This is a genomic window from Peribacillus sp. NPDC096540, from assembly GCF_050278525.1.
Taxonomy (GTDB): domain Bacteria; phylum Bacillota; class Bacilli; order Bacillales; family DSM-1321; genus Peribacillus.
In genome coordinates this window covers 1-25,904 of sequence record NZ_JBNNTG010000020.1, presented here as the reverse complement: position 1 = coordinate 25,904, position 25,904 = coordinate 1, and the positions used below count along the sequence as shown (strand labels likewise).

Genomic DNA, 25,904 nt, shown 5'->3' with positions numbered 1-25,904 from the left:
ATAACACTAACATGATGATTTTTTTTGCTAATATTATATAAGCTCACGCATTCAAAGGGTGAGTTGTTTTTCTATTCTATATGCGGGTAAACCGGCAAAGCTGCACCTTTGAATAATCTTGGGTGCTTTTTTGTATCCCCTTGCCATAAAAGATATAAATTAACTTCAACTATTTGCATGTTGAATTATTATCATCATTTGGCTTTCAATTAACAATATGTCAGATCACTTACTTCATCCTCTTTGTATTATGCTAACACACACTCACTGCCATTAGTTTTACTTTATGTTATGAGCGTCAGCTGTAGCTAACGGATTTTAAACAACTTCCATCTCACTTTTAACCGATTTCAAAGAAATTCGATTCCATTTAGTCCATGCGTACCTATATAGTCGTACATAATATACTTGAAAAGGACCAGAAAATTTGCCTACTATTCTTGAAAGGAGAACATTTATTTGCACACAGTTATGCATTTGAATTTAAGAGTTGACCCGACCCAATATATCTCACAGATTCGAGAAGTTCCTGATTATGATTATATTCATATGGTACGACAACCTAAGTATATGATAGATCTTTCCCTTCTGAATGAGAAGGTTCATTATCTCAATGAAATTTTCTCTCCAACAGAATATGTGAAAAGAAATAATATCTCCCTCTTACATGCTCACCATGGTCAATTAGGGATGTTATTACTTCCTTTTAAAGATGAAACAAACCTTCCGTTGGTAACAAGTATTCGAGGCAGGGATGCAACCCTAGCTAATCAGCCCATTGGTTATCTAGATAACATGAAAATGCTATTTGACCGAGGTGAGCGCTTTTTTCCTGTTTGTAAATATTTAGCAGATAGGTTGATTGCTTGGGGCTGTCCTCCAGAAAAAATTAGAGTATTATATGGCGGAGTTGACCTTAACCAATTCAATTATCGAACTCCACATAAAGAGGGCTCTCAAAACATTTTATCCATCGGTAGGTTGGTGGAAAAAAAAGGACACCATATCTTAATGCAAGCTTTTCAAAAAATCAGAGGTAAATTTCCAAATGCAACCCTGACAATTATCGGGAGAGGGGAGCTTGAAGAATATATCAATTCTTTGGCAAATCAACTTAATCTAGGAGATTCTTTTCGTTTATTAAATCATCTCCCTAAAGATCAAGTACGAGAACAAATGACCAATGCAGATATATTTTGCGCCGCTAGCTTAGAAGCTGCCGATGGAGATGTAGAAGGTATACCTAATACATTAAAAGAAGCTATGGCGGTTGGGGTACCAGTGATTTCGACCAATCATGCCGGCATCCCTGAATTAATAACAAATAAGAAAGAGGGAGTATTAGTACAAGAAAACAATGTAGATGAACTGGCAGAGGCTCTTGAATTCATGCTAACTAACAGGGAGCTTTGGGAAACATATACAGTAGCGGCTCGTCAAAAAATCGAACAAAACTTTAACCTCGTCCAACAGCTTCAACAACAAGCTGAATTTTATGATGAACTAGCAGCCCCTTATAAAAAAGGTGAACAAAATTCAGTAACACCTGGCAAAAAGGATACAAAAGATAAAAAAACCCTTAAGAATACTAAACAGCCTCAACAGCCTCAACAGCAAGTTAAGTATGATGACGAATCAGTAGAGCTTAGTAAAAAAGATAAAAAAGCCGAAAAAGTCAAAAAAGCCTTTATTTATATTCAGCAGCTTCAACAGCAGACTAAAGATAAAGATAAAGATAAAGTTAAAGTTAAAGTTAAAGTTAAAGATAAAGTTAAACTAGTAGCAACTAATAAAAAAGATAAAAAAGCCCTTAATAAAATTCAACAGCAGGCTAAAGATGATGATGAAACAGTAGCATCTCGTAAAAAAGAAAAAAAGGCTCAAAAAGTCAAAAAGGTCAAAAAAGCCCTTAATAAAATTCAAAAGCTTCAACAGCAGGCTAAAGATGAAAAGATAGGAGGCTGATCATGGAGGATTTTAAAACTATTACTGTAACCAAAGGTGAAAAGTCTTTAGAAATTCACAATCCCACTACCTATTCGCTGATTGGAATGGGTGCTCAAGGTGCAGTATTTAAACTCGCAGAAGATAAATGTGTGAAAATCTATTCAGACCCTGTACAAGCGAAAATGGAGGAAGAAGCCCTTAAAGCGGGTCAACATTTACCCTTTATGCCTGTGGTATTTGAAACAGGATCAAACTATATAGTCATGGAATATTTTAATGCTCCAACCTTAAAAGAATACCTTATAAAATGTACGTATATCCCTGATTCTATAGTAAAGAAACTTCTCTATATATTAAAGGAATTAAAACAAGTAAAATTCACCATGATAGATGCCCCTCTACGCCATATTTTTGTCGTTGGTAATGAAGAACTTAAAGTGATTGACCATGTGAATTCCTTCAAAAGATTGCACCCTGTACCTTTAAAATTATTAAGAGATTTAAAAATAATCCTATTGAAGGACTCGTTCTTAGCCCAAGTGAAAAAGCTTGAACCGGAAACCTTCAATGAGTGGAAGAATTATTTCAATCATAATAGTTTGGACTTTAGAAATATTACCGCCCTCTCTGGAGGGTCAGGGAATGGAGTAAAAGTGGATAGCGCTATTACACAAACACTAATTGGAAAAGGGCATCAAGGTGCTGTTTATCGAGTGTCTGAAGATCAATGCGTAAAAATTTACGGGAAAACTGAACATGCAAATCAGGAAAAAAAGGTTCTTTTATCAAGTCAAGACTTGCCTTTTATCCCGAAGGTCTTTGAAACAGGACCAAATTATATTTTAATGGAATATCTATTAGGACCAGATTTAAATGCGTTTCTTAAAAAACAATCTGTACTTTCTGAGGACATAACAAGACGATTACTCTATATATTGAAAACAATGGAAAAATCAGGTTTCAAACAGATTGATGCCCCACTACGACATATTATTATAACCAAGACTGGTTTTAAATTAGTTGATCATGTGTACTCGTTTTCGCGTGAACAAAGAATACCTCTCGAGTTATTTAAAGACCTGCGAGAAAGGAATTTTTTAGATTCTTTTCTAGAACAAGTGCAAGCAATAGATCCTGATACGTATGCTGAATGGACAAAAACACCAATACCATTAAATGAAAATGATAATTCGCTTGTATAGTTATATAAAATTATTAAGAGATTTAAAAATAATCCTATTAAAGGACTGTTCTTAGCCCAAGTGAAAAGGCTTGAACCGGACACCTTCAATGAGTGGGAGAATTATTTCAATCAAAATAGTTTGGACTTTAGAATATTACCGTCCTTTCTGGAGGGTCAGGGAGTGGAGTAAAAGTGGATAGCGGTATTACACAAACACTAATTGGAAAAGGGCATCAAGGTGCTGTTTATCGAGTGTCTGAAGACAAATGCGTAAAAATTTACGGGAAAACTGAACATGCAACTCAGGAAAAAAAGGTTCTTTTATCAAGTCAAGACTTGCCTTTTATCCCGAAGGTCTTTGAAACAGGACCAAATTATATTTTAATGGAATATCTATTAGGACCAGATTTAAATACGTTTCTTAAAAAACAATCTGTACTTTCTGAGGACATAACAAGACGCTTACTCTATATATTGAAAACAATGGAAAAATCAGGTTTCAAACAAATTGATGCCCCACTAAGGCATATTATTATAACCACGAATGGTTTTAAATTAGTCGATCATGTGTACTCGTTTTCATGTGAACAAAAAAGACCTCTCGAGTTATTTAAAGACCTGCGAAAAAGAAATTTTTTAGATTCTTTTCTAGAACAAGTGCAAGCAATAGATCCTGATACGCATGCTGAATGGACAAAAACCAATACCATTAGATGAAAATGATAATACGCTTGTATAGTCATAGTTAGGCAAAGCTTAAACTTTTTATTATGAGTAAAAAAACCTGGTGAAAAGCAAAAGGTGATATTTATTCCGCTACGTTCATTATTTTCAAAATGGAAAACCTTGTTTTTCACTCCCTCATTCAGTTGGGAAAAGTATATGGTTCTCGTTGTCTCGTTACTGCACCTGCAGTGACAGAGGGCTATTGATTTACTATTTTCTTCCCTAATTTAAAAGAGCATTGCCAAAGCCAGCATTCCCTTTCAAAAGCAAAAAAGACTTGGTACTTGAATTGATTCAGAACTATCCATCTTCAAAAAAAGATATCTTTTTTGTGCTAGTTGATAGCTGATATACGAGTGAAAAAATCATGAGGTTTGAAGCGAAAAAAGATTTCATGTCATTGGTGGATTACGAATGAATTGTAAAGTCAATCCCCCTGAGGGTTGGAATGGGAATTTCTGAGTTTGCCTAGTCTAATATCCAACAAAATGGCCTTTGCTCTGTTGCCGTAAAGGATTGAAAGTATCAGTGTATGAATACGAAGGCTTACTCAGTATTCTAGATAATGTCAAAGTCCTATTGTATAGAAAGGATCGAAATTAATACTATGAAAATATTAGTAACAGGAGCGGCAGGCTTCATTGGTTTCCATCTAACAAAACGTTTGTTAGCCCAAGATATCAACGTTATAGGTGTAGATAATATTAATGGTTATTATGATGTTCTTTTAAAGAAGGATCGTCTCAAGATATTAGAAAAAAACCCTAATTTTGAATTCTATAAAATTGATATATCAAATAAAGAAAAATTAAATCAAATATTTAAAGATAGAACGATTCATATAGTCATCAACCTAGCAGCTCAAGCGGGAGTACGTTATAGTCTAGACAACCCAGATTCTTATGTTAATTCCAACCTAGTTGGGTTTGTTAATGTTTTAGAGGCATGTCGACAATATAATGTAGAGCACTTAATTTATGCTTCTTCTAGTTCTGTTTATGGAGCAAATACTAACATCCCTTTCTCAACTAAAGACTCAGTAGATCATCCAGTAAGTTTATATGCTGCCACAAAAAAGTCTAATGAATTAATGGCTCATACTTATAGTCATTTATTTAATATTCCAACCACAGGACTCCGATTCTTTACGGTGTATGGTCCTTGGGGGAGACCTGATATGGCTTATTACTCTTTTACTCGAAATATTATTGAAGAGAAAACAATAAGGGTTTTTAATAATGGAGATATGAGAAGAGATTTTACTTATATTGATGATATTGTTGAGGGAATAATCCGACTACTCGATAATCCACCAATATATATCGAAAAATGGGATCGAGCTAACCCTGATCCAAGTTCGAGCTATGCCCCATACAAAATTTATAACATTGGTAACAATAATCCCATAAAATTAATGGATTTTATTAATACATTAGAAAAACTAATTGGCAAAAAGGCAAAAATAGAATTCTTACCAATGCAACCAGGAGATGTTAAGGAGACCTATGCAGATATTTCTGATTTGCATGCTGATGTGGGATTCTCTCCTTCAACAACTGTAGAACAAGGTTTAACTCAGTTTGTAAATTGGTACAATAAGTACTATATAAAATAAGATATGGAAAAAGGAAGTAGTTAATAAGTGAATAAAAAATACTGATGGAATCTCTACTTCAGTCAGTGATAAACCTGCACTAAATTATAAAGTATCAATCACCTCAACTTTGTTAATGATAACAAAAGTGAAGTGGAGATACTATGGCATAAGATGTACTTTGTGAAGTCGATAACTGTATCTGGAAACAAATGTAATGATGATGCTATTTATGTGGTAAGTCATAAGGGTAAACAAGCATCTAATAATGGAGAAATAGATTGCAAAACATTTAAACCAGAAGTTTAATTTATAAAAGGGTAACCAATAATTTGGTTACCCTTCAGACTGTAGACAAACTCGATGAAAATCGAGTTTGTCTACAGTTTTTTTGAGGGGGTTAAAAATCCGAACGTTGATTTCCACTCCAGGCACTCGCTTTCCGCGGGCGGTCTGGGAGCCTCCTCGGCGCCTTTGCGCCTGTGGGGTCTCCCTTGGACGCGCTTTTCCCGCAGGAGTCTCGCACCTTCCGTTCCAATCAACTTTGTTTTAACAATTAGATATAACCGCTTTTGCCTACAGTCTTTTTTGTTTTAAAATAGGAGTATTAAAACTTGAGGTGATGACGATGCTTTCGAAACATAATTCTATTCAGCGAGATCAACTTGATTACTTTGGATCAACTGGTGCCAGCGAACCATTTGAAGCAAAGGTCAATCGGCTGTTGCTTCTGCTGCCTATCGTTCCGGTGAACGATTAAAGGATGAACGAACAGGTGAAACCAAATTCTATAAAAGAGAAGTCCAACCGGAAACCATGATTCTTGCGCCTTCTCAATCTCCTGAATGGGTACAAGATCGGCAACAACTTTGGAATGAAGTGGAGAAATCCGAAACAAGAAAAAACTCACAAGTGGCTAGAGAAATAAATATCGCTTTGCCTAGAGAATTATCTCATCAAGAACAAACGGAGTTAATTCGTGGGTATGTAAAAAAAGAATTCGTCGATCAAGGGATGATTGCTGATGTAGCGATTCACCGTGACGACAAAGAAAATCCCCATGCCAATGTCATGTTGACCACTCGCGAAATTTCCAAAGACGGATTCACCGTTAAGAATCGTGACTGGAACAAGAAAGAGTTGCAGCAGCAATGGCGTGAACAGTGGGCAGAACATGCGAATCAATCCTTAGAACGTGAAGGCATTCAAGACCGTATCTCCCATGAATCCCATGCAAAACGAAATCTCATTATTTTTCCAACGGTCCATCTTGGCCATGTGGCTCATGAAATGGAAAGGCGCGGAGTCCAAATGGATCGAGGAAATATGAATCGGGATCGCCAGGAATATAACCGTCTTGTCGTGGATCTCCAAACCTACCGGGAAGAAAAGAAAGCCCTGGAACAAGAAAAAGCACGGAGGCAAGAACAACGGCAACAATCCGAACGCTTCAACACGCCTGCAGAACGTGTTCACTTACAAGAGGCTTCTAAGCTTTTGAACCTGGATCGTGAACCTACCTTGCAAGAAATCGGTGTAAAATGTAAAGAGCTCGATCAGTGGGAAAACCAAGTGAATAAGGATGACCAAGTGATTCGGTGGAAAGAAGAAACCATCCTAGGCGCTTCTGAAACCTACCGTTGGGTTCATATTTTTGAAAACCAACGCCAACAAGCACAGGACCAATTGGAACATATCAATTAGATCAATCCTTTTAAACTAAAGGAAAATCGAATGACAAAGGAACAAGCCGAACGGGACATGTCTAAGGCAGAAGACCAAATAAAATCACGGAATAAAACGTTAGATTCCTACCGTGAAAAACTTGGCTTCCATACCGAAAAAGAATTTCAGCAGATGCAACGTCAACATCAAACGGATTACCCTAGTCTCCTAGAGAAAAACCGACAGATACGTGGACACATCCATCAGGAAAGAAAGGTCTTAGAAAAGGCTGAAATAGCCCATCTGAACGCTTTTGTGCGCTTTATATCCTGAACGTCCTGAAATGCGCTATATAAGCCTTGAAACGGCTAAAAAGCTTATGAACATGAATCAAGCAAACGGAAATAAAATAGTCCCACTTGAGACCATTCAGACCCCCTAATATTAACTCTTAATACAATCTAACGTTAGTCTTATATAAATCTTAATATAAGAATTAACTTAACTCTAATATTAGTCTTATCTAACTAATAACATCAACGATTTAAACATTTTGATTTCTATTTAATAACCTTATTCAAGGAGATATTGCTTTTATCCTGTTAAATCATATATTTCACTAGTATTTTCTGAATAAAAAAAGGAAGTTCGGCCGTATAGGACTGAATTTCCTTTTTGGTTGAAGGATAGACACTGCTCATAAGGTGCTTTATGTTAACTAGATTTGTATAGAGTATTCATTTCTAGATGCCCTTATCCTTCGAATCGTTTCCGTACCCCTTTCTCTGACATAGTTTTTTTGTTGGACATATATGATTAATAACAAGGCGGTAAAAACTCATCTATTACCTTGCGAAAAATCCAGTAATCCCCAATAAACAGGAGGTAAATGATGCTAGAAGTATTACATGAATTTTTCTACATTGAAACAATTATTTGGTTGTTCCCTGTCATTTTTATGTTTCATGACTTAGAAGAGATAATAACAGTTGAAAGTTTTATGACCAAGTACAAAAACAGGGTTCCGAAAGCTTTCCTCGCCAGACTTGCGTTAATCGTTAAAAAAAAATTGGGTACGAAATCCGCCCAGCTTTCTATTACTGCTGCGTGGATTTTGCTTATTATATCATTTATCACATTTATGACCGCCTACCTTCTAACAATCGAGGGAAACCTTATCTTATTTACTGCTACATTAAATATATTTTTTTTACAGGCATTTTCTCATATTGGCCAAACCATCATTTTCCGGGGTTATACGCCTGGTGTCATAACGGCGTTATTCATCGTAATTCCTTATTCTCTTCTTACCTATTACCGCTTGTTTGAATTGGGTCTAATAGACGGACATTTAATATTCGAAAGTATTCCCTTCAGCATTTTAATGGTACCAATTTTTCTTATGGGGAATCTTTTAGGGCGTCGATTAATTCGCTAATCAATTGATTACTTTTTGTCAAATCCCAATTTTTATCATTTTGCATCTACTAATAATAAAAAAAGTACAAAGAGATGCTATTTATGACTTTCCGTAAACGTCCGTTACTCACTGGCCGAGAACGAGAAGTATTCGAGTTATTGGTACAGGACAACATCACAAAAAGAAATTACTAATCTACTTTTTATTGGTTCGTAAAATTGAGGCGGCCATTGACTTCACTTTCATTTATGACTTGGTGAAAGATATGTATTCAGAGATAGGGCGCCCAAGTATTGATCCAGTTAATTTAGTTAAATTGACATTCATTCAGTATACCTTCGGTATTCGTTCAATGATTCAACACATGTGAAAGCCAGTGCGAATAAGAGAAAATTCGAAAAGAAAATCGTTCGTAAGGAAACACGAGCATATCAAGGACGCCTTCAAGAAGAAATAAATCAAGATCGTGAAAATAATGGAAAGAAGCCTATTCCACGGGATAAATTTGATAAAGAAGAAACCAAAGAGATTAAAGAAAGTACAACTGACCCTGAGAGTGGCTACTATGTAAAAGATGAACGAACAAAACAGTTTGCCTATTCATTTCATGCGGCTGCAGATCGCAACGGTTTTGTGCTGGGGATGATTGTAACACCGGGAAATACGCATGATAGTCATATCTCCCTGGCTCCTTCTGTTTGAATTCACGATTAAGAAGGTTTGGACAAGTAAGGTGCTCCTTGGTTGCCTTAGCCATCTTTCGATACGGATTGGCCCTTCTGATTTTTGCGAAGAGATGATATTTTGCCATCAACCGTCTGATTTTCTTATGATTCATGACAGCCGAATAATCATTTTCCATAACTATTTTGATCTGGAGGGCACCTACTTTTTCCTTTTTACTGAGGAATATATTTTTTTTGTCTTAAATTCCGGACTATAGCGAATAGACCGCTCGGAAGCACTTATGATATTTGGATTCTTTTCAAGTTCTTTGATCTGAAATTCAGCATATAAATTCTCACTCATAGTAAACCTCCATCCACAATAATTACATCTATTGAAACATAAAAAACCCCGAATAAGGGACACTTTTTTTGTGTGTGTCCGTTATTCGGGGTATAGTTCAAAGATGCAACGCTTTTTATTTTTTCAGATTGTAGCTGCTGTAGTAGTTAATATTATAATTGAAATGAAATTGCAACAAATAATGCATATGGATAATCTTGAAATGGAATCGGAACTTTCAAAACCTAAAAACCTGCCACCATTGTTGGTAAAGCTGTTAGTGAATATCCCTAGAAAATTAAATTCGGTTCAAAACCAAAAAAAGGAGCACAAAACTAGAGTCAGAAAAACATTTTTAAAAAGTGCTGACCCTTTTGAGTACATATTGAGTTTGGTAGATTGATTAAGTGAAAAAACTTCCTATCATAGCAAATAAAGTGTAACGTACTTCTTTGCCGGCCGTAGTACCTGTATATTCCAATTATATCAATTTTCGTTCTCGGTTGGTGTAGAGCTGCTTTTTGCGCTGTCTGGAGTGCTAACGGGTGCTTGAGTTTAGGACTGTAGGATATATAACAAAAAAATGGGGGAGGAAAGACATGGGCACTAACATTTTGTAGTACAAAATAGAAAAGGTGATGTTAAGCCTATCGACTATTCAAATGTTCTATGAACATGTTGGAAAATAATTGTTTATCTGCTTATGTCCTTTCATCCATATACTCACCGATTTTGCGGAACTTATCAAAACGTTGTTGGCGTAGAATTTCTTTATCTAATTGACCAAGTTCTTGCAATGCTTTTCGTAAGGTTTCTTTGATATATTGCGATTGAAGAGGGAGGTCAATATGAGCTCCTCCAGCAGGTTCTTTGATGATTTCATCAATCACCCCTAGCTCCATCAAGTCCTTAGCTGTAATTTTCAATACATCAGCTGCTCGTTTTGCTTGTGCTGCATCTTTCCATAACAATGCAGCTGCTCCTTCAGGAGAAATAACCGAATAAAATGTGTTTTCTAGCATGAAGATTCGATTGCCAATACCTAAAGCCAACGCACCACCACTCCCACCTTCACCAATTACAAAACAGATGATAGGTACTCCAAAACTCGACATTTCACGAAGATTGCGGGCGATAGCTTCAGATTGTCCACGTTCTTCGGCTTCACGGCCTGGGAAGGCTCCAGCCGTGTTAATAAATGTTACGATGGGTCTATTGAACTTATTGGCTTGTTGCATAATTCTTAAAGCTTTTCTGTAGCCTTCAGGTTGCGACATGCCAAAACGACGATAGATATTATCTTTTGTATTTTTACCTTTTTGATTTCCTAATACAGTTATAGGCATTCCCTCGAAGGTAGCTATTCCTGAAACTAAAGCAGGATCATCCCCATAAAGTCTGTCACCATGAAGTTCAATAAAATCTTCAAAAATATGATGGATAAAATCTAAAGTAGTTGGGCGTTGTTGAATTCTAGATAGTTGAATTTTATCCCAAACTCCCATATTCTCATTAAGATGAATTTTGATTTCATGGGCTTTTTGTTCAAGGTTATTTAATACTTCGTTAAGGTTAAGATTATGCTTTGCAGACATCTCTTTTAGTTCAGCAATATGGTTTTCTAGTTTTTTTAATACTTTCAAATTCATTATTGAAGACGCTCCCTGAAATTGAGATGATGGATTTTTAAAATGGTAGTTAATGATTGTTTTAATTCACTCCTATTTACAACCATATCTAGTTGACCATGTTCTAATAAAAATTCAGAAGTTTGAAAATTTTCTGGGAGTTCTTCTCTTATAGTCTGTTCAATTATGCGTCTACCTGCAAAGCCAATTAAAGCTTGTGGTTCAGCAATATTGATATCGCCTAATGAAGCGAAACTAGCAGAAACGCCACCCGTTGTGGGATTTGTTAAAACGGATACGAAAAGAATTTTTTCGTAGTTTAGTTTTTCTAAAGCAACACTCGTTTTTGCCATCTGCATGAGACTAAGAATTCCTTCTTGCATACGGGCTCCACCGCTTGCTGAAAATAATATGAAGGGTTTTCGGGTTTTTATTGATTCCTCTATGGCTCTTGTAATTTTTTCACCAACTACAGAACCCATGCTGCCCATACGGAAACGAGAATCCATGACACCAATTACAACCGGATAGCCACCTATGGAAGCTTCTCCAGTAATAACTGCATCATTTAATGCAGTCTTTTTCTTATCCGAAACTAATTTATCTTTATATTCAGGGAAGTTCAACGGATCAACGGAAGTTAAACTTTTATTGGATTCCGAAAAAGAGCCACTATCTGTAAGCATTGAAATGCGGTCATAAGCTGTAACGGGGTAGTGATATTGGCAATTCGGACAAACATTCAATTCTTTTTTCATAAGAGACTCGTCATAAGTTTCCCCACACGATTTACAAGTAAAAGGGATGGGGGGGGTGACTTTGTCTATTTCAAAATAAGAGTTCGTTTCTATTTTTTCTCCCTTTAATGGACACATCTTCATCAATCCTCCTGTGGTAAGACCACTGTAGTACACTCCTAATTTTTTGAAATAAGGAGCGTGAATTTTTGTTTTTTTAAAAGTTTTTAAAGTCAGAAATCATTCTAGAGAATGATGATTTTATGGTGGATGCTTTATTTTTACTGAAAGTAAAAAAAGAGATGAATGAATCCGAAACACAGGATTATATTGACGGGATTAGCATAGGCTTGTATAAAAACCGAGTATACAAGACATTAAAGACTTCTTATATCAGAAATGACGATATGCCAAATAGCAAATCCTTTTAATGAGGGCAGTAAGCGGTTCAAGTCATTTAATAACGCCATAGAAACATTAATGGGCGAAATAGAGATCAAGGAGGAAAAGGTTGGCAACGCGCTGGTGTCCTTCTTATCCGGGGCAGAGAAAAAACGTATAGGTATATTGTGATCATTTTTTTGATAGTAGCAGGAGGTATCTAAGGCAAATTTAATTATTTGAATTAAAGTTTTATTTTTAGTTACCAATTCCATAAAATGGTATAAACTCATGATATGCAATAACTAATGTAATTGAATGGGTTACAATGTTCATTCTTACGTGGATAATATTGTATTGGTTTATCAGACTAGTTGAAAATTTAGATAAAGATGAATAGTTTTCTTAAGCTAAGGGGGCAGGTTGGAAACACACATTATGCAACAGGACAATATTAGAAATATGAAATGTAAATGAAACTTTAAGAGTTATATATTCGTATAGACTGATAGGGATTTCATTTGAATTGTTATAGTAAAATTCCGGGAGGGAAACCAACTTGTTGTTGAGAAAATATCTGTCACAATTAGGAATAGGAAAAGCTATAATCGACCTTAAATTATCTAAGGTAATTTATGGGCTAGGAGAACGGGTAACAGGTGAATTCTACATAATAGGGGGAATCTGTGAGCAAAAAATAAAACGGTTGGAGTGTGACTTAGTGCAGATAGACAAGATGAAAAATGCCCAACAGGTCATTGACACCACGACCATTCTAACAACAAAGTTTATAGAGGAGGAGCAGGAAATCCGTATCCCATTTTCATTCCAGTTACCAGTTACCACTGCTGTGTCATCAGAGCACATATCCTACCGATTCAACACTAGATTGTTTTTTGATGTAGGAGTAATAAGCGAGGACCAGGACATCATTCAAGTAGTAGAACAAATTATTGAAGAAATTGATGCAGGACAATAATTTATAAATTTCCGTTCGGATTATGATTTTTATATATATTGCAAGTTTACGAAGATGGGTATTGGATAGAAAACACTAAACTAAGTTTCTTAGCGTATAAAGACACTAATTACCCGCTATAATCGCTTTTATTACAAGTTTGATATCATTCCTTGTTTTCGGTGTTATGGCTCTTCTTAGTAGGAATACGATTGTTGCTTTCGACATTACTATTATTTCTCATCTGCTGAGTTTTGAAGCACCAATGCTAACAAATATAATGAAATTTTTACGTTCATTGGTGGAACGAAACCACTTTTGGTACTTTCTCTTCTGTGTCTTTTTTTCTTTAAAATGTAATTAAAGGTCGTTCAGAACTTATATATTTATAGGCGTTATCGCAGGGGCTAATGTTCTCTTTGTTTCGTTAAAGCTTTTGTTTCATGGGGCTTGTCTAGATTTACATCGATTAACTGAGGCAATCAATTATAGCTTCGCTAGTGGTCACGCAACAATGGTCTTTGCTATATATGGTATTCTAATATTCATTCTATGGCGACTTATTTCCACCCAATTATGGCGGACTATCTTAATCATCTTAAGCGTTTTTATGATTCTCGCAATTGGATTCATCATACGATTTCGTGTTTTAAGTTATATCTAATATTCATCTAACGGGTGGTAAATTAATAAAAAGAGGTTGGGTACTTTTTTAAACTGTACCACTATAGAGTGGACACTTAAAAAAGGTCTGCCCTATTGAACTGACCCCATAAAGTTAGACAGGTTATTTAGTTAGGCAGCCTGTTGGGCATGAGCTCGGTATTGTACCGGGCTCATGTCTTTTAATTTTGCCTTGATTCGTTTGGGATTATAGTATTCTATATATTTTGCTAGTTCTTGTTTAAAGCGTTCCACACTTTCAAATTCTTTTAATAAAGAAGTTCCGATTTTATGATACCAAAGAAATTTTCCATAACCGCGTTATCGTAACAATTCCCTTTGCGAGACATACTTTGCGTAATGCCACGTTTCCTAAGGGCATAACGGTATTGTTTCATTTGATAATGCCAGTCTTGATCTGAATGAATAAGGAGAGTATCGTCGTCTGTTAAACGTTCAAAAGCTTGATCTAACATCGTTGAAATGAGTGAGTAGGTTGGTCTTGAACCGATTGTATACGTAATGATTTCTCCATTAAATAAGTCCAATATCGGCGATAAATATAGCTTTTCTCCAAATAATTTAAACTCTGTAATATCCGTAACCCATTTCTCATTTGGATTTTCAGCTTTGAAATTGCTATCTAAAATATTTAGTGTAATCTTGCCCACAGACTAGTTTAAACTGAGCGGGGTAGGGTGTATAACGTTTTTCAAAAGCATCATCACCAAAAGGTTCAAATTGCTTAATCCACTGATGGAGTAAACTCGGATGAACACCAATAGATTTAGCGATGGTTTTTCCTTCCTCATTACCATATATATATTGTCTTACTGCCTCGCCATAAAAAACTGCGCCTCCAATTGTTAGTTGTGTCTAATAATTGGGGTGCAGTTCACGTAGAGGAGATCGAACGCGATTACATCCTGTTTGTCGTAGGCTGTGAAACCGGCCGGACCCTATAGGATTTCGAAATTTTGAGGAATCGAGAGAAAACGGAAGAACGTAATATTAGATTATGGGGATTTTTTGACCCCTATTTTCCAAACGCAAAAACCCTGAATTTGACCGATTTTGGCCGAATTCAGGGTTTTTGCGTTTGGTATCTTTCGGTAAGGTGTTTTATGTAAACTAAGTTTGTATGTTTTATACATTTATATAAGAATGGGTCTTGATAAATAGTAGGATAACGATGTTGAATTATTCTCAACACTTTTCAACATTTCCTCAACGATTTTGTAGGACATAAGAACATTTTCTCAACATTTCAATATTGTGATAAAAAGGCGCAATAGAACGTTCCCTAAGGGTGAATAGTTCACCTCGAAATTCCAAAAGAAGGGAGATGAGGGAATATGGGGGTGTATGAAGCGATTCAAATCATGTTAAATTTCGGTGCACTGATTGTAGCCATACTGGCATTTCAGAAAAATAAATAACCACCCTGAGCCTGGTAGCTAAGTGGTTATTTATTCCATCTTACAAATTTTGAGCTACACCCTTGATGGGCAGCTATTGTATAAACCGATGGTGTTGTAACGCCATCGGTCTTTTATATGCTATGCATTTCTGTGAAATTGTACTACCACTTCAGATAAAAGAAAACAAAAATGCCCTAGATAGATTTAGAGTATTAAAGGAAAATCAAACAATATGCTAAGCTGTCTGAGCAATCTAACGGGTATTATGGTCACAAAAAGAGGTTGAGTACGAATTCCTCTTACAAAACTTTTAACGGTAAATCTTACTGATGCCTTACATCTGCTGTTTTAAATACTCCATTAGAAATTAATTGTTCAATAAGAACAACTTTTCTGTTCTTGGATTATGTTGATTGCCTTTCGTATAAAACGATGGAAAAGTGTTGAATTTCCCTCATTTTTTTTTGTATAAACAAACACTTTTCTCAGCACTTCTTCATAATATGTTTCAACCAGACTTTAAGGCTTAATTATATCGAAACATATTTATGATGTAGGCTAAATAGAAATTTATCAGCCTTTTTCAGTATGGTGTTATTAGAACTATTACAATTAATTAAGGAAGTGAAAGAAATGTATTATTGCATCGTTTGTTCCAAGCTTCACAATCAAAAGAGTGTCGATAGCAAAATATTTGAGAGTGGATTTTATATAGATCCATTTTTAGAAAATAAAGTTCATTTAGGTATGTGTAATAAGGAGGAAGGAGAAAATTTCTAAAATTTTAAAAATAATAGATTATATACCTGTTCAACATGATTATATGGGTAGTGAAATGATAACAAAGAAGCCAAGATCCTCCTAAAAAGGGCCTTGGCTTTTCCTAATTTGATGAACTAACAGTAAACTGAAATCTAACGTATTCTTTTACATAATTATTAATAAATTACTCTATCTTTGTACTATTTATTTCGCAAGACGATTCAACACAAATTGTACGGCAATTGCATCGTCTAAATAACCAAATGGAAACAAATAATCAGGGATAATGTCCGTAGATAAAATAAAATATAACAAGGCACTTCCAAGTATGGCACGTTCAGTAATCAAAGTTTCATCATCACAATATTCAATATACATTTGCTCTAATTGCTCTATAAATGGACCTACACTACCTACTTGTTCAATTTTCGTCTTAAAATCTTTACAAATAATCCGATGGCCTTCTTCTGTTCGCGCATATTGTTCATATTTGATTAATTCCTGTTCAACCCGATCCATAGTAAACTGTGTATCAATTAAATTAAAAGCTTCAAGCATTCCTTGAATGGTAGCTACTGAGTAAGGAATATCTGATCTCAATTCTCCTTGTCTTTCGCCAATATTAAAACCAGCAGCTTCAATTAACTTCTCCAGTGAAATATTCAGGTGATCAGCAAATTGTTGTAAGTGATTCAATTTTGCTTGTTGTTTACCATTTACAATTCGTGAGATGGTTGCTGTATCGATTCCTGTAAGTACGCTAAGTTTACGCATGGACAGTGAATGTTCCTTTAATAATGACCTTAATAGTAAACCAAGGTCTTGTTCTTTATTTCTCTCTGACATTTCTATTCACTCCTTTTGTATTACTACTTAGTAAATTTGTTGACGCTTTATCAAAAATATATGCAAGAGACAAACACATTTCCTCAACATTTTGAGTATATTGTAAAAAATGAAGAAGGAGCTGTTTCACAATCAAGTGAAAAGGTGAAAGAAGATAGATCTATATCATTCTTGGAGAGTTATTGATACTTGTTAGATTAAGGATTTTATATTTATAAAAATGGAGGAGTACGAAATGGCATGGTTACTTATATTGGGATTTGCGTTATCGTCAAGCATAGATAACTTCGGTGTAGGGATATCGTATGGTATTCGAAAAATACGTATCAAAATGTTTTCTAATCTACTTATAGCGATTATTTGTTTTCTATTTAGTATCACGGGTATTGTATTTGGGCGATGGCTTTCTACGATTTTACCAGGAATGTTTCCGATTATTGTAGCTGTTGTGCTGTTGACCTTAATTGGACTTCGAATTATTTTATTGGCGGTACCACGAAAAAATCAAATGGCGAAAGAAGTGGATAAAAAACCAAAAAGTATTAAAGGAATACTAAAAAATCCAGAAAGTGTTGATATGGATCAATCAGGATACATCGGATGGGGTGAGTCCATTATCCTTGGTATCGCCCTTTCAGCGAATGCACTTACGAATGGATTGGGAGCAGGTCTACTTGGATTGTCACCATTGGCCATTTCCTTAACAGCAGCATTTGGTAGTTTCATAACAGTTTGGGCCGGAGTGACTGTAGGACAGAAAGTCGCAAATGTTCGGATTGGAAAATTTACGTTAGGGCAATTTGGAACAATGTTAAGTGGGATCATTATTTTAGTCTTAGCCTCTACTCAACTGTTTGGTTAATTTAATTTCGGTTACAGGATGATTATTACTATGAATGACGCTTGCGACACTGTGCTACGATAAAAGGGGAGTGTCAAGACTAGGACTGACTTTTTTGAATAAATTCAAACCATTGTTGGAAATGGGCTGAAAAGGTTGTAGGTGGTGTCTTAGGATTATTAGGGTTATGAATATTTATTGATGTTTTGTTGAATAGCAGCAAAAAAGGATCTTCGATTGGAAGATCCTTTTTTCATTACCGATAATGACGTGTTATGTTAACTTCACATGTATAAGGTATTCATTTATCAATAACACCAAGCGAAATGGGCGGTATAGCATTATTGCTCCCGTTCGTAAAAGTACACTCTTACGAACTTTTTTGATTGTTACTTCTTTAAAATAGCCTCTGTTAAACAATGCTTTTGATTTTTCTTCTTCAACTAACGAAAAAAAGCTAGTTCACATAATCACCCTTATAGGCATGAAAAAAGGATCTTCGGCTGGAAGATCCTTTTAGCTGTTTGTTTAATTAAAGCGGCCGATTATGCAACAAGACAAAATATATATGGATTATCAGAGTTATAATTTCTAAATCTCATTTTGGCTGAAGGACGCAAAATTTCTTCGCAGATTAGTACCGATTAGTCATTCCACTGGCTATACCCCAATTGATATACCCCTTAGCCTTAGCTGTATACCCAGCACCATTATACACTTGAGCGGTATAACAGGAGGTTTGACCTTTCATTATCGCCCCGTTACCACCACCACTAGCACAAGTATATACCTCTCTGTAATTACCACTACTATTGTAACTATACACAGTTGCATTCGCATAGAAAGTACCTTTATCGTACGGAGCGGCACGATAAAGCGTTATTTTCCCCCAAGATGTTCGACACTTCGCACTCCATTTTAGCTCCACTTTTCCATAAAAATTATCGTATCTGTCAACAATACCACTATAGGATTTGGTTACTGCATCTTTTGCACAACCTGTTGAAACAGGGTCTGAACCATCATAAGATAGGGCAAATGCTTTATTTATTGGTGTAATTGCAAATATCATTGAAAAGCATAAAACAAACAGTAATAGCCATTTCTTTATAATCCCTTGAGATAATGTCATTTTTTTCTTCTCCCTTCTCCTTTAAAATAAGTTTTTAATACCAACTAGTCGGTATTAATCAATTTATTATATGATGAAGAATTCGTTACGATTAATACAATATTCAGATTTATTTTAAAAAGGGGGTTGCTATGTTAAATCATCATCAGAAACAATAAAAAAAGAAGCTTCTAAGAGCTTCTTTTTTATCGACCGAATAGTCGATTCCTTAACATAGAGGAGATCGACTTTTTAGATTGGAATTCTCTTAGGGGTACAGCCAACATTTTGACATAAAACCCACGATAATACAATAAATGGAAAATAAAAACTGATTTCTCCAACGCTAAGGAAAAATCAGTTATATCTCTATATCTTTAAAGGACGCAATTCATTTAAGTTAGGTTACCTTTTTCAAATCAAATGTATATTCCCCTAGTAAGTTAATATGTTCCCAACCTAATGGGGAAATGTGAGATAATTCAATCGAAGAACCTTTTTTTTGCCGATAAAGACCATTATGTTAATTAAAAATAAATATCATATACATGATGGGCCAACTGTTTTTTGTGTCTGATTAATAGAGTGAGAACTGCGATTAGTGATCGTATAAAGTCTTCTATTGCAAATGTCGTAGTTTATCAGGATTAGCAACCGAGTAGATAGTCTGAATTCGATTGCCACTAAAAGCAAAGGAGAACACATATTGTAAGTAATCATCGATTGTTAAAATCAGTCCTGGTAGACCGTTGACAGATGTATATTTGATGGTGAACTTGCCTGCATACATTTTCATTAGGCTTTGGAGCAATTGAACTACTCTGGTAGCACCGAAAATAGGTATTTGTGCGGCTTTTACTTTGCCACCGCCATCCGAGTACATTGCCACATCTTCGCTGACAAGGTCCAATAATTGATTTACGTTTCCATTTAAGATGGACTGTACAAACTCTTTTACTTTAGATTCAGCCATTGATATCGAAGGTTGTTTCTTAGGATCATATTTCATACTTTTTTTCGCACGGTGAAAAATTTGCCGGCAGTTATCATTACTTTTTCCAAGAATTTCAGCTATTTCATCATAAGAGTATTGGAAGATTTCACGAAGCAAAAAGACTGCTCGTTCTATCGCATTTAACTGTTGTAATAATAGCAAATATGCGGTGGAGATGGATTCTTGTTGAAAAAAGGCTTGTGAAGGATCGTTAGGTGCATTCTCTAATTCAAGTAATGGTTCTGGAAGCCATGGTCCGACATATACCTCACGTTTTTTTGAGGATGACCGTATCAAATCTAGACAGCGATTGGTGACTATCTTACATAGATATGCTTTTTTGTTTTCAATATGTTCGTAGTTGGGAAGCTGATTAAAGGTTATAAACGTTTCTTGGACAATATCCTCTGAATCCATCACGCTGCCTAACATACGGTAGGCTAAGGAAAAAAGCAGAGGTTGATAGGTTTGATAAAGTCCTTCCATACTCATAATTTGATTTCCTCTCTAGTATTTAGTAGTTGTGAAACGGCTCGATTAGCGCTAGCTACGGATGCATCAACGAGCAGCTCCCCATGTGAGACCCAGTCACCAGCAACATATAGTCCCTCAATTTCAGGAACAGAAGGGCCTGGATTCTCCAGTCTTTTCATATGAGGAAAATCGTGGACAACCGTCATTTTAGGCAGGAACTGTCTTGCAACTAATTCATTCTGCCAGCCGGGTTGAGCCACATCTAATACTTGCTCCAACTCACTCTCATCCTTCGCTGCATCTGTTTGTGGACCCTGATATTTAAAAAGCGATATTACTTGTGTCCCATTATCACTCAAGATAGCTGGTCTTGGTTTTCCCTCCCGTGATTGGTGCGTAAAGAAAATTGGTTGATCCAATCCATAGATAAATTGGTGCTTTGGATTAGGCAACTGACGTAATCCAACATCTAGACAGGCAACTGTAACAGGAATAGCTTGCTTGTTCCACGTGTCGAGTGCTGTTTGATCTGCATGAGGAACTAGTTTGTGAGAAATGGAAGGTGGTGTAGTTAGTATAACATTCGATGCTTCTATTCTATTGCCACCCTCACATAAAATCGATTGTACTTTTTGATCTTGATGTTCGACTGCAACCACTTTACAACCAGTGACTAGCTCTACTCCTTGTTGGATAGCAAGTTCATGCAGTTCTTCTACGATTGTCCCCCATCCTTTATCGAGATATAAGACTCCTTTTAGTGAACGCTGCATCTGCTTTAAGGCAGGACCAGCAGCGTGTAATTCAGGTGCAAACACATAAGTAGATGTTCGAAGCAGTGCATAGAACACGTTGCGCAGCATTGGATCATGCAATTGAGTTTCAATCCAATCGCGGATACTGATCTGGTTCCAAACACTCGTGTCCATTTTTCCTAATTTAATGAACCATTTTGCCAAATCGAGCTTTCCTCCCCAACTTAGGAGAGACGTTTGTAAGAAGGAGGATATGTTAGTTGGTATAGGTAATAATTGTTCTTTCCATAAGCCGTAAGCATCAATAGACGGTGTGCTTCCCTCAAGTCGTAATCCGAGTTCGCGGAATGCTTCATACGCTTCCCCTTTATACAGTGCATGCCCGCCCAAATTAAAATATACACCCTGCTTTTTGTTGGTGATAGCTCTGCCTCCCAATTGCTTTTGCTGTTCCAATACAATGGTTCGTTTCCCTGCTTTTGCTGCATAGATCGCAGCCGTTAAACCCGCAATTCCCCCGCCTACAATAGCCACTTCATATTTTGTCATCGTCATCATCCTTTTCGATTATTTACTAATATAACGGATGAGTGAATGATTCTGTGACAAAATGGAGGCGAAAGTTTTTTGATGGAATGAATTGTCAGGTAATACGAACTGATTGGAGTACAGCCAGCATTACGGACAATTCACTAGAAGATGAACTTCCTGAATCTCCCTCCAATCTAACTAAATTTATAAATCATTTTTTTATATAAAATCCTACATATAAAATGGGACTGTTTTTTGGTCAAACCTTGATGTAGTTTAACTTATCTTGATTTTAAAGAGTTTACTAGATGATCTTGTTCAACTACCCTGAAAATAAGTTTCCTCAAAAATGGAAAAATGACAATACTTAAGAAGACCCTGCTCAATCGATAAAAAAAGAGGAGAGCTATAAATTAATAAGCCTATTGATTGGGTTGACTGGATTAAGGTCAGTACCAGTATTGACAGATCCAACTCATTTTCATTCTTTGTGGTGCAGCTCTGCTGCATGGATGGCTAACGGGTGCGTTAGTTAAACAAGCAATTCTGTACGAAAATGAATCGACTTTTAGAATAAGACAAACAAGATAAAAAGAAGCCGTTTTCCTTAGCGTAGGAGAAAACGGCTTTTTGTTTCCAAAAAATGTATAGCGTGGGTTTTATGTCAAAATGTTGGCTGTACCCCTTAAAGCTGTATGATGAAAGAGAATCGAATGGATTAAGCGTAAATGATATAGCCAAAATTACGGGTGTCCCGCGTTCCACTATTTACGCTAAAGTTAAAGAGATGATTAGCAATAACTAATCATCTTTTTCCTCTCACCTTTTTTGGCAGGTGTATTTTCTTAATAAACCTTCTTCATAAGCTCAAAAACCTCTTCTATGGTAAGGCCAAGGGATTTGTAATAAGAAGTGTCAACAACCATTTGCTTCATGATCATTTCATTACGTTTTTGAAGCATATCACCGGATGAGAGTTCGGCTACAAAACACCCTTTACCAGTTATAGTATAAATCAAATCACTTCGTTCAAGTTCTTCCCAAGCTTTTTTTATAGTGATAACACTAACACGCAATTCTTTGGCTGCTTGTCGTATTGGCGGTAAACTATAACCTTTTTCTATCTCACCCTTGAGAATTTTAGCGCTGATTTGTTCAAAAAGTTGCTGATAGATTGGTTTTTCAGATGTGTTTGAAATAGCTATGTTCATTAAATATCCACTTTCTCCAATCGTTTAATGGCTATATTGCAGGCTGCAATAGTGAATACTGTAAATATTGCAATTCCGGCAATCAGGATTGATATTTGAAGCGCTGTACTATCAGCACCAGAACCATTGAAAATGTCAAACACAAAAGAATTCTGGATTCCCAACCATTGTGCACCTCCGGAAAAAACCAAAGCAGTCGTAATGGATGCAGTCGCCGCAAGACCATATTTATACGCCGTTTTGTAATACATGGAGATAAAGATAATGTTGAAGATTGCAAGCATGACAAAACACAGCCCCCAAAAACCCATATGTGGTGCGAAGAAATAGTAGTTCATATTCGGGTACAAGTGAATCGTGAACAAACCAAAGATCATTGCTATCACAATATGCAATAATTCCAGGATAACAATAACGGTTACCCTTGCCTTCACTATGTCTTTTCTGGATACAGGCATTGTCGTGGTAAATATTAGATCGTTCTGCGCTTTAAATTGAGCAAAAATATTTGGCACCGAGATCCAGAAAAAATACTGAAGAACGATAAAATAAATCCAGCTGGGAATAAGCATTAAGGCGCCTGCAAAAAAAGGCAGTGCCAGAAACCAAGGATTTATTCCTAATTTTAAATCCTTCATCACTAAGTTATACATGCATATCCTCCTTTTTCGCGAAATAAATCATGATTTCCTCGAGACTCGGTATGGTTGCTTTTATATCAGAAGAGGTATCGAAGTCGCATGAGCGGATCAATCCCGTAAAGCCGAATGAATTGATTTTATATGAAATCAACCTCTCTTTCACCTGGTTCAGCTGGGTTTCATTACCGTTCAGCAGGCGATAGGATTCCTTAAATTCTTCTTTTTCCGAGCTGTGGATGATTTGGCCGTTTTCGATAAAGGTAATTAAATCGGCGCATTTCTCCAAGTCAGATGTAATATGCGTAGAGAAGAGAATGCTGATTTCACCATTTAATACGAGTTCTTGAAAAATATCCAACAAATCATCTCTTGCGACCGGATCGAGTCCGCTTGTTGGCTCATCGAGAATGAGAAGATTCGCACCATGGGACAAGGCAAGGGCTAAGCTGTACTTTACTTTCATTCCCATTGACAAGTCGACGATTTTTTTGTTCTCGTCCAGCTTGAATCTTCTCAGATAGTTGTAATAGGTTTCATCATCCCAATTCTTATAGAACTTCTTGATCACATCGGTCAATTTCTTGATTTTGCTTCGAGTATAGAAATCGATGCCGCCAAATGCGAGTCCGATGTCCTGTTTCAATTCGAGTTCATGTTCAGCCATGTTCTTACCCAGAATGTGCACCTCGCCGCTTTCCAATTGAATCATATTCAAAATCGATTTGATGGTGGTTGTTTTTCCTGCACCATTGGCACCGATAAAGCCCATAATATAACCCTTTTCCAGCTGAAACGATACATCCTTTAAATGAAAATCTCTATACTTTTTATTTAAACCTTTAACCTCTAAAGCGATCATATGACATCTCCCTTGTGTATATCGTATATGCACAATATATGCTATTAGTGCAATAAGTTGTTTAAAAAATAATCAAACTTTATTTCAAAACTTCATTAGAGTTACTTAAGCATTATTTCAACTCTCCATTATGTGCATAATCTGTTACTCAACAATATGATCCGTTTGCTGAAAAAAATTAAAAACGCCTCTTTGGCTATCTGCTAATTTTTATTATTTGTTCCAAAACTCGTGCTAAATCTGACAGGAAAGAACTTGCTAAGGCGTTGGACTATTTAAGGGAAGGTGACAAGCTGGTTGTTTACAAGTTGGATAGATTAGCACGTTCCACCTTTGACCTACAAAAGATTGCTAAGGATTTAGAAGAACGTGGAATAGCTTTAGTATTCATCAAAGAACAGATTGATTTTAGTACACCATCAGGAAAGCTAATGTTTACTATGCTGGGGGCTATTGCTGAGTTTGAACGTGATTTAATTAAGGATAGAACAGCAGAGGGACGTGAAAGGGCAAAGGCACAGGGTAAGCATATGGGACGTAAAGGAAAGGACGAGAAGGACGTTAAGAAGGCTTTAAAGTTGTATGAGGAAAGAGAGTCTAACGGTTTAAGCGTTAACGATATAGCTAAAATGACAGGTGTTCCACGTTCTACAATTTACGCTAAAGTGAAAGAGGCGACTAGCAATAGCTAATCGTCTTTTTTGTGCATTTTTTTTATTCTGGGGAAGTACTGTATAAACCAACCATAGAAGGGGTATTTTGCACACATTTACACAAGTTTTAAATTCAAGAAACATAGAGTTTCTAAGGTTTCACCCCATCTTACCCTGTTGTGCTTTAGATAAAAAGAAAGCACCCGTAATGGATGCCTTACTTTTCAATCTTCATCTTCGTCATAAGTTGGATCAGTAGTGATGGTAAGCGTTTTATCCAAGCTTACTTCAATTTTAGTATCCCAGCTAGTGTTATCCACTTTAAGGATATCGTCGTTTACTGAAAATTTTAGAACCATTTCTTCTTCATGAAGTACTACATAGCTTTTGTCATTAGAGTACACTGTAAAATCTGGATGTGCTATAAGTTTCCAGCCATCGACTAATTCTTTTTTGATAGTTTCCATGAAAGTCCACCTCATTTTATGTAATACCTAAATTATACAATAACATGATGCAAAAGTAATAGTTGGAAGTTCTTCGTACAGGATAAAGTACCATACGAATATCTCGTACCCCATTATGAACTCTATTTTGTAGGTGATTGGATTGTGTCTAAAAAGGCTCTACACTATTGAGATTGTGAAAGAATGTACTTAAACTAAACCAGCTAATAGTTTGTCAACATTTTTCAATAAAAACTTAAAATATTTCATGCTATACTAAAAATATGCATGCCAAATAACCTACCTGATTTATATTTTTGGAAGGTTTTTCATTATATGGTTATATTTCTGAACTAAGCTATATCTTGGAAAGTTGAGTTATTTTGTAATAGTGCATAAATCCATTGTAGAAGCTTATTGGCACATGCTATCACAGCTACTTTAAAGGG

At 36.0% G+C, this 25,904-nt stretch carries 24 protein-coding genes and 7 pseudogenes; 17 read left to right on the top strand and 14 right to left on the bottom strand.

Features of this window, described 5'->3' with window-relative positions:
• Window positions 1–459: 459 nt before the first annotated feature.
• From ACQKMR_RS17085 to ACQKMR_RS17040, 10 genes and pseudogenes are all read left to right on the top strand, one after another.
• Window positions 460–1,965, top strand: a complete 1,506-nt coding sequence (locus ACQKMR_RS17085; protein ID WP_427698358.1) for a glycosyltransferase — start codon at window positions 460–462, stop codon at window positions 1,963–1,965.
• Window positions 1,966–1,967: 2 nt separating this feature from the next.
• Complete coding sequence (locus tag ACQKMR_RS17080; RefSeq protein ID WP_427698357.1) at window positions 1,968–3,149, top strand: hypothetical protein; 1,182 nt, start codon at window positions 1,968–1,970, stop codon at window positions 3,147–3,149.
• A 173-nt stretch (window positions 3,150–3,322) separates the two neighbouring features.
• Window positions 3,323–3,847 (top strand): hypothetical protein, encoded by a 525-nt coding sequence (locus ACQKMR_RS17075; RefSeq protein ID WP_427698356.1) that lies wholly within the window; start codon window positions 3,323–3,325, stop codon window positions 3,845–3,847.
• A gap of 616 nt (window positions 3,848–4,463) precedes the next feature.
• Complete coding sequence (locus ACQKMR_RS17070) at window positions 4,464–5,471, top strand: NAD-dependent epimerase (protein ID WP_427698355.1); 1,008 nt, start codon at window positions 4,464–4,466, stop codon at window positions 5,469–5,471.
• 152 nt (window positions 5,472–5,623) lie between these two features.
• Window positions 5,624–5,759: pseudogene (locus ACQKMR_RS17065) on the top strand (DUF1540 domain-containing protein); the annotation flags it as partial.
• 319 nt (window positions 5,760–6,078) lie between these two features.
• Complete coding sequence (locus ACQKMR_RS17060; RefSeq protein WP_427698354.1) at window positions 6,079–6,210, top strand: hypothetical protein; 132 nt, start codon at window positions 6,079–6,081, stop codon at window positions 6,208–6,210.
• 5 nt (window positions 6,211–6,215) lie between these two features.
• Window positions 6,216–7,154: pseudogene (mobQ, locus tag ACQKMR_RS17055) on the top strand (MobQ family relaxase); the annotation flags it as partial.
• Window positions 7,155–7,184: 30 nt separating this feature from the next.
• Window positions 7,185–7,448 carry a hypothetical protein gene (locus ACQKMR_RS17050; RefSeq protein ID WP_427698353.1) on the top strand — a complete coding sequence of 88 codons (264 nt, stop codon included), beginning with the start codon at window positions 7,185–7,187 and terminating at the stop codon, window positions 7,446–7,448.
• 559 nt (window positions 7,449–8,007) lie between these two features.
• Window positions 8,008–8,553 (top strand): HXXEE domain-containing protein, encoded by a 546-nt coding sequence (locus ACQKMR_RS17045; RefSeq protein ID WP_427698352.1) that lies wholly within the window; start codon window positions 8,008–8,010, stop codon window positions 8,551–8,553.
• A 187-nt stretch (window positions 8,554–8,740) separates the two neighbouring features.
• A pseudogene (locus tag ACQKMR_RS17040) lies at window positions 8,741–9,216 on the top strand (transposase); the annotation flags it as partial.
• A gap of 103 nt (window positions 9,217–9,319) precedes the next feature.
• Here ACQKMR_RS17040 and ACQKMR_RS17035 read toward each other — a convergent pair.
• Window positions 9,320–9,448: pseudogene (locus ACQKMR_RS17035) on the bottom strand (IS3 family transposase); the annotation flags it as partial.
• Window positions 9,449–9,667: 219 nt separating this feature from the next.
• On the opposite strand from ACQKMR_RS17035, the gene ACQKMR_RS17030 reads away from it, so the two are divergent.
• Window positions 9,668–9,946: a hypothetical protein gene (locus ACQKMR_RS17030; RefSeq protein WP_427698351.1), complete on the top strand. Its 279-nt coding sequence runs from the start codon at window positions 9,668–9,670 to the stop codon at window positions 9,944–9,946.
• Between the two features lie 298 nt (window positions 9,947–10,244).
• Here the strand turns inward: ACQKMR_RS17030 and ACQKMR_RS17025 are convergent, their stop codons facing one another.
• The 3 genes from ACQKMR_RS17025 to ACQKMR_RS17015 form a co-directional block, all read right to left on the bottom strand.
• Window positions 10,245–11,192 (bottom strand): acetyl-CoA carboxylase carboxyltransferase subunit alpha, encoded by a 948-nt coding sequence (locus ACQKMR_RS17025; RefSeq protein WP_427698350.1) that lies wholly within the window; start codon window positions 11,190–11,192, stop codon window positions 10,245–10,247.
• Window positions 11,192–12,052: an acetyl-CoA carboxylase, carboxyltransferase subunit beta gene (gene accD, locus ACQKMR_RS17020; protein ID WP_427698349.1), complete on the bottom strand. Its 861-nt coding sequence runs from the start codon at window positions 12,050–12,052 to the stop codon at window positions 11,192–11,194. Before accD ends, ACQKMR_RS17025 begins: the two co-directional genes overlap by 1 nt.
• A 233-nt stretch (window positions 12,053–12,285) precedes the next feature.
• On the bottom strand, window positions 12,286–12,564 hold the full coding sequence (locus ACQKMR_RS17015) for a hypothetical protein (RefSeq protein ID WP_427698348.1): 279 nt from the start codon (window positions 12,562–12,564) through the stop codon (window positions 12,286–12,288).
• 284 nt (window positions 12,565–12,848) lie between these two features.
• On the opposite strand from ACQKMR_RS17015, the gene ACQKMR_RS17010 reads away from it, so the two are divergent.
• A complete protein-coding gene (locus ACQKMR_RS17010) occupies window positions 12,849–13,268 on the top strand; it encodes a sporulation protein (protein ID WP_427698347.1) in 420 nt (139 codons plus the stop codon).
• Between the two features lie 774 nt (window positions 13,269–14,042).
• On the opposite strand, the pseudogene ACQKMR_RS17005 reads toward ACQKMR_RS17010, so the two are convergent.
• Window positions 14,043–14,581, bottom strand: a pseudogene (locus ACQKMR_RS17005) (IS3 family transposase); the annotation flags it as partial.
• On the bottom strand, window positions 14,550–14,774 hold the full coding sequence (locus ACQKMR_RS17000; protein WP_427698423.1) for a transposase: 225 nt from the start codon (window positions 14,772–14,774) through the stop codon (window positions 14,550–14,552). The gene ACQKMR_RS17000 and the pseudogene ACQKMR_RS17005, both read right to left, overlap by 32 nt.
• 491 nt (window positions 14,775–15,265) lie before the next feature.
• On the opposite strand from ACQKMR_RS17000, the gene ACQKMR_RS16995 reads away from it, so the two are divergent.
• Entirely contained in the window at window positions 15,266–15,349 is an 84-nt protein-coding gene (locus tag ACQKMR_RS16995) for a putative holin-like toxin (RefSeq protein ID WP_427698422.1), read from the top strand.
• A gap of 570 nt (window positions 15,350–15,919) precedes the next feature.
• Window positions 15,920–16,111, top strand: a complete 192-nt coding sequence (locus tag ACQKMR_RS16990) for a DUF3973 domain-containing protein (protein ID WP_427698346.1) — start codon at window positions 15,920–15,922, stop codon at window positions 16,109–16,111.
• Between the two features lie 186 nt (window positions 16,112–16,297).
• Here ACQKMR_RS16990 and ACQKMR_RS16985 read toward each other — a convergent pair whose 3' ends face one another.
• Complete coding sequence (locus ACQKMR_RS16985) at window positions 16,298–16,939, bottom strand: DUF1232 domain-containing protein (RefSeq protein WP_427698345.1); 642 nt, start codon at window positions 16,937–16,939, stop codon at window positions 16,298–16,300.
• A gap of 235 nt (window positions 16,940–17,174) precedes the next feature.
• Here ACQKMR_RS16985 and ytaF point away from each other — a divergent pair, with 235 nt between their 5' ends.
• On the top strand, window positions 17,175–17,801 hold the full coding sequence (gene ytaF / locus ACQKMR_RS16980; RefSeq protein WP_427698344.1) for a sporulation membrane protein YtaF: 627 nt from the start codon (window positions 17,175–17,177) through the stop codon (window positions 17,799–17,801).
• Between the two features lie 613 nt (window positions 17,802–18,414).
• Here the strand turns inward: ytaF and ACQKMR_RS16975 are convergent.
• The 3 genes from ACQKMR_RS16975 to ACQKMR_RS16965 all read right to left on the bottom strand — a co-directional run bounded on the left by ACQKMR_RS16975 (window position 18,415) and on the right by ACQKMR_RS16965 (window position 21,663).
• Window positions 18,415–18,912, bottom strand: coding sequence for a DUF2690 domain-containing protein (locus tag ACQKMR_RS16975; protein WP_427698343.1), 498 nt, complete (start codon window positions 18,910–18,912; stop codon window positions 18,415–18,417).
• Window positions 18,913–19,510: 598 nt separating this feature from the next.
• The gene (locus tag ACQKMR_RS16970; RefSeq protein WP_427698342.1) at window positions 19,511–20,377 is read right to left on the bottom strand and encodes an RNA polymerase sigma-70 factor; all 867 of its coding nucleotides are present in this window, start codon (window positions 20,375–20,377) and stop codon (window positions 19,511–19,513) included.
• The gene (locus tag ACQKMR_RS16965) at window positions 20,374–21,663 is read right to left on the bottom strand and encodes a protoporphyrinogen/coproporphyrinogen oxidase (RefSeq protein WP_427698341.1); all 1,290 of its coding nucleotides are present in this window, start codon (window positions 21,661–21,663) and stop codon (window positions 20,374–20,376) included. The genes ACQKMR_RS16970 and ACQKMR_RS16965 overlap by 4 nt, the downstream gene beginning before the upstream one ends.
• Before the next feature lie 685 nt (window positions 21,664–22,348).
• Here ACQKMR_RS16965 and ACQKMR_RS16960 point away from each other — a divergent pair.
• Window positions 22,349–22,450 (top strand): annotated as a pseudogene (locus tag ACQKMR_RS16960) (helix-turn-helix domain-containing protein); the annotation flags it as partial.
• 40 nt (window positions 22,451–22,490) lie between these two features.
• On the opposite strand, the gene ACQKMR_RS16955 reads toward ACQKMR_RS16960, so the two are convergent.
• The 3 genes from ACQKMR_RS16955 to ACQKMR_RS16945 are packed head-to-tail and all read right to left on the bottom strand — an operon-like array spanning window position 22,491 to window position 24,356.
• Window positions 22,491–22,856, bottom strand: a complete 366-nt coding sequence (locus tag ACQKMR_RS16955; protein ID WP_063236459.1) for a GntR family transcriptional regulator — start codon at window positions 22,854–22,856, stop codon at window positions 22,491–22,493.
• Window positions 22,856–23,509 (bottom strand): ABC-2 transporter permease, encoded by a 654-nt coding sequence (locus ACQKMR_RS16950; protein ID WP_427698340.1) that lies wholly within the window; start codon window positions 23,507–23,509, stop codon window positions 22,856–22,858. The genes ACQKMR_RS16955 and ACQKMR_RS16950 overlap by 1 nt, the downstream gene beginning before the upstream one ends.
• A complete protein-coding gene (locus ACQKMR_RS16945; protein WP_427698339.1) occupies window positions 23,502–24,356 on the bottom strand; it encodes an ABC transporter ATP-binding protein in 855 nt (284 codons plus the stop codon). Before ACQKMR_RS16945 ends, ACQKMR_RS16950 begins: the two co-directional genes overlap by 8 nt.
• 233 nt (window positions 24,357–24,589) lie before the next feature.
• Here ACQKMR_RS16945 and ACQKMR_RS16940 point away from each other — a divergent pair.
• Window positions 24,590–25,048 (top strand): annotated as a pseudogene (locus ACQKMR_RS16940) (recombinase family protein); the annotation flags it as partial.
• A 185-nt stretch (window positions 25,049–25,233) separates the two neighbouring features.
• Here the strand turns inward: ACQKMR_RS16940 and ACQKMR_RS16935 are convergent.
• Window positions 25,234–25,476 carry a hypothetical protein gene (locus tag ACQKMR_RS16935; RefSeq protein ID WP_053345742.1) on the bottom strand — a complete coding sequence of 81 codons (243 nt, stop codon included), beginning with the start codon at window positions 25,474–25,476 and terminating at the stop codon, window positions 25,234–25,236.
• Window positions 25,477–25,904 lie beyond the last annotated feature (428 nt).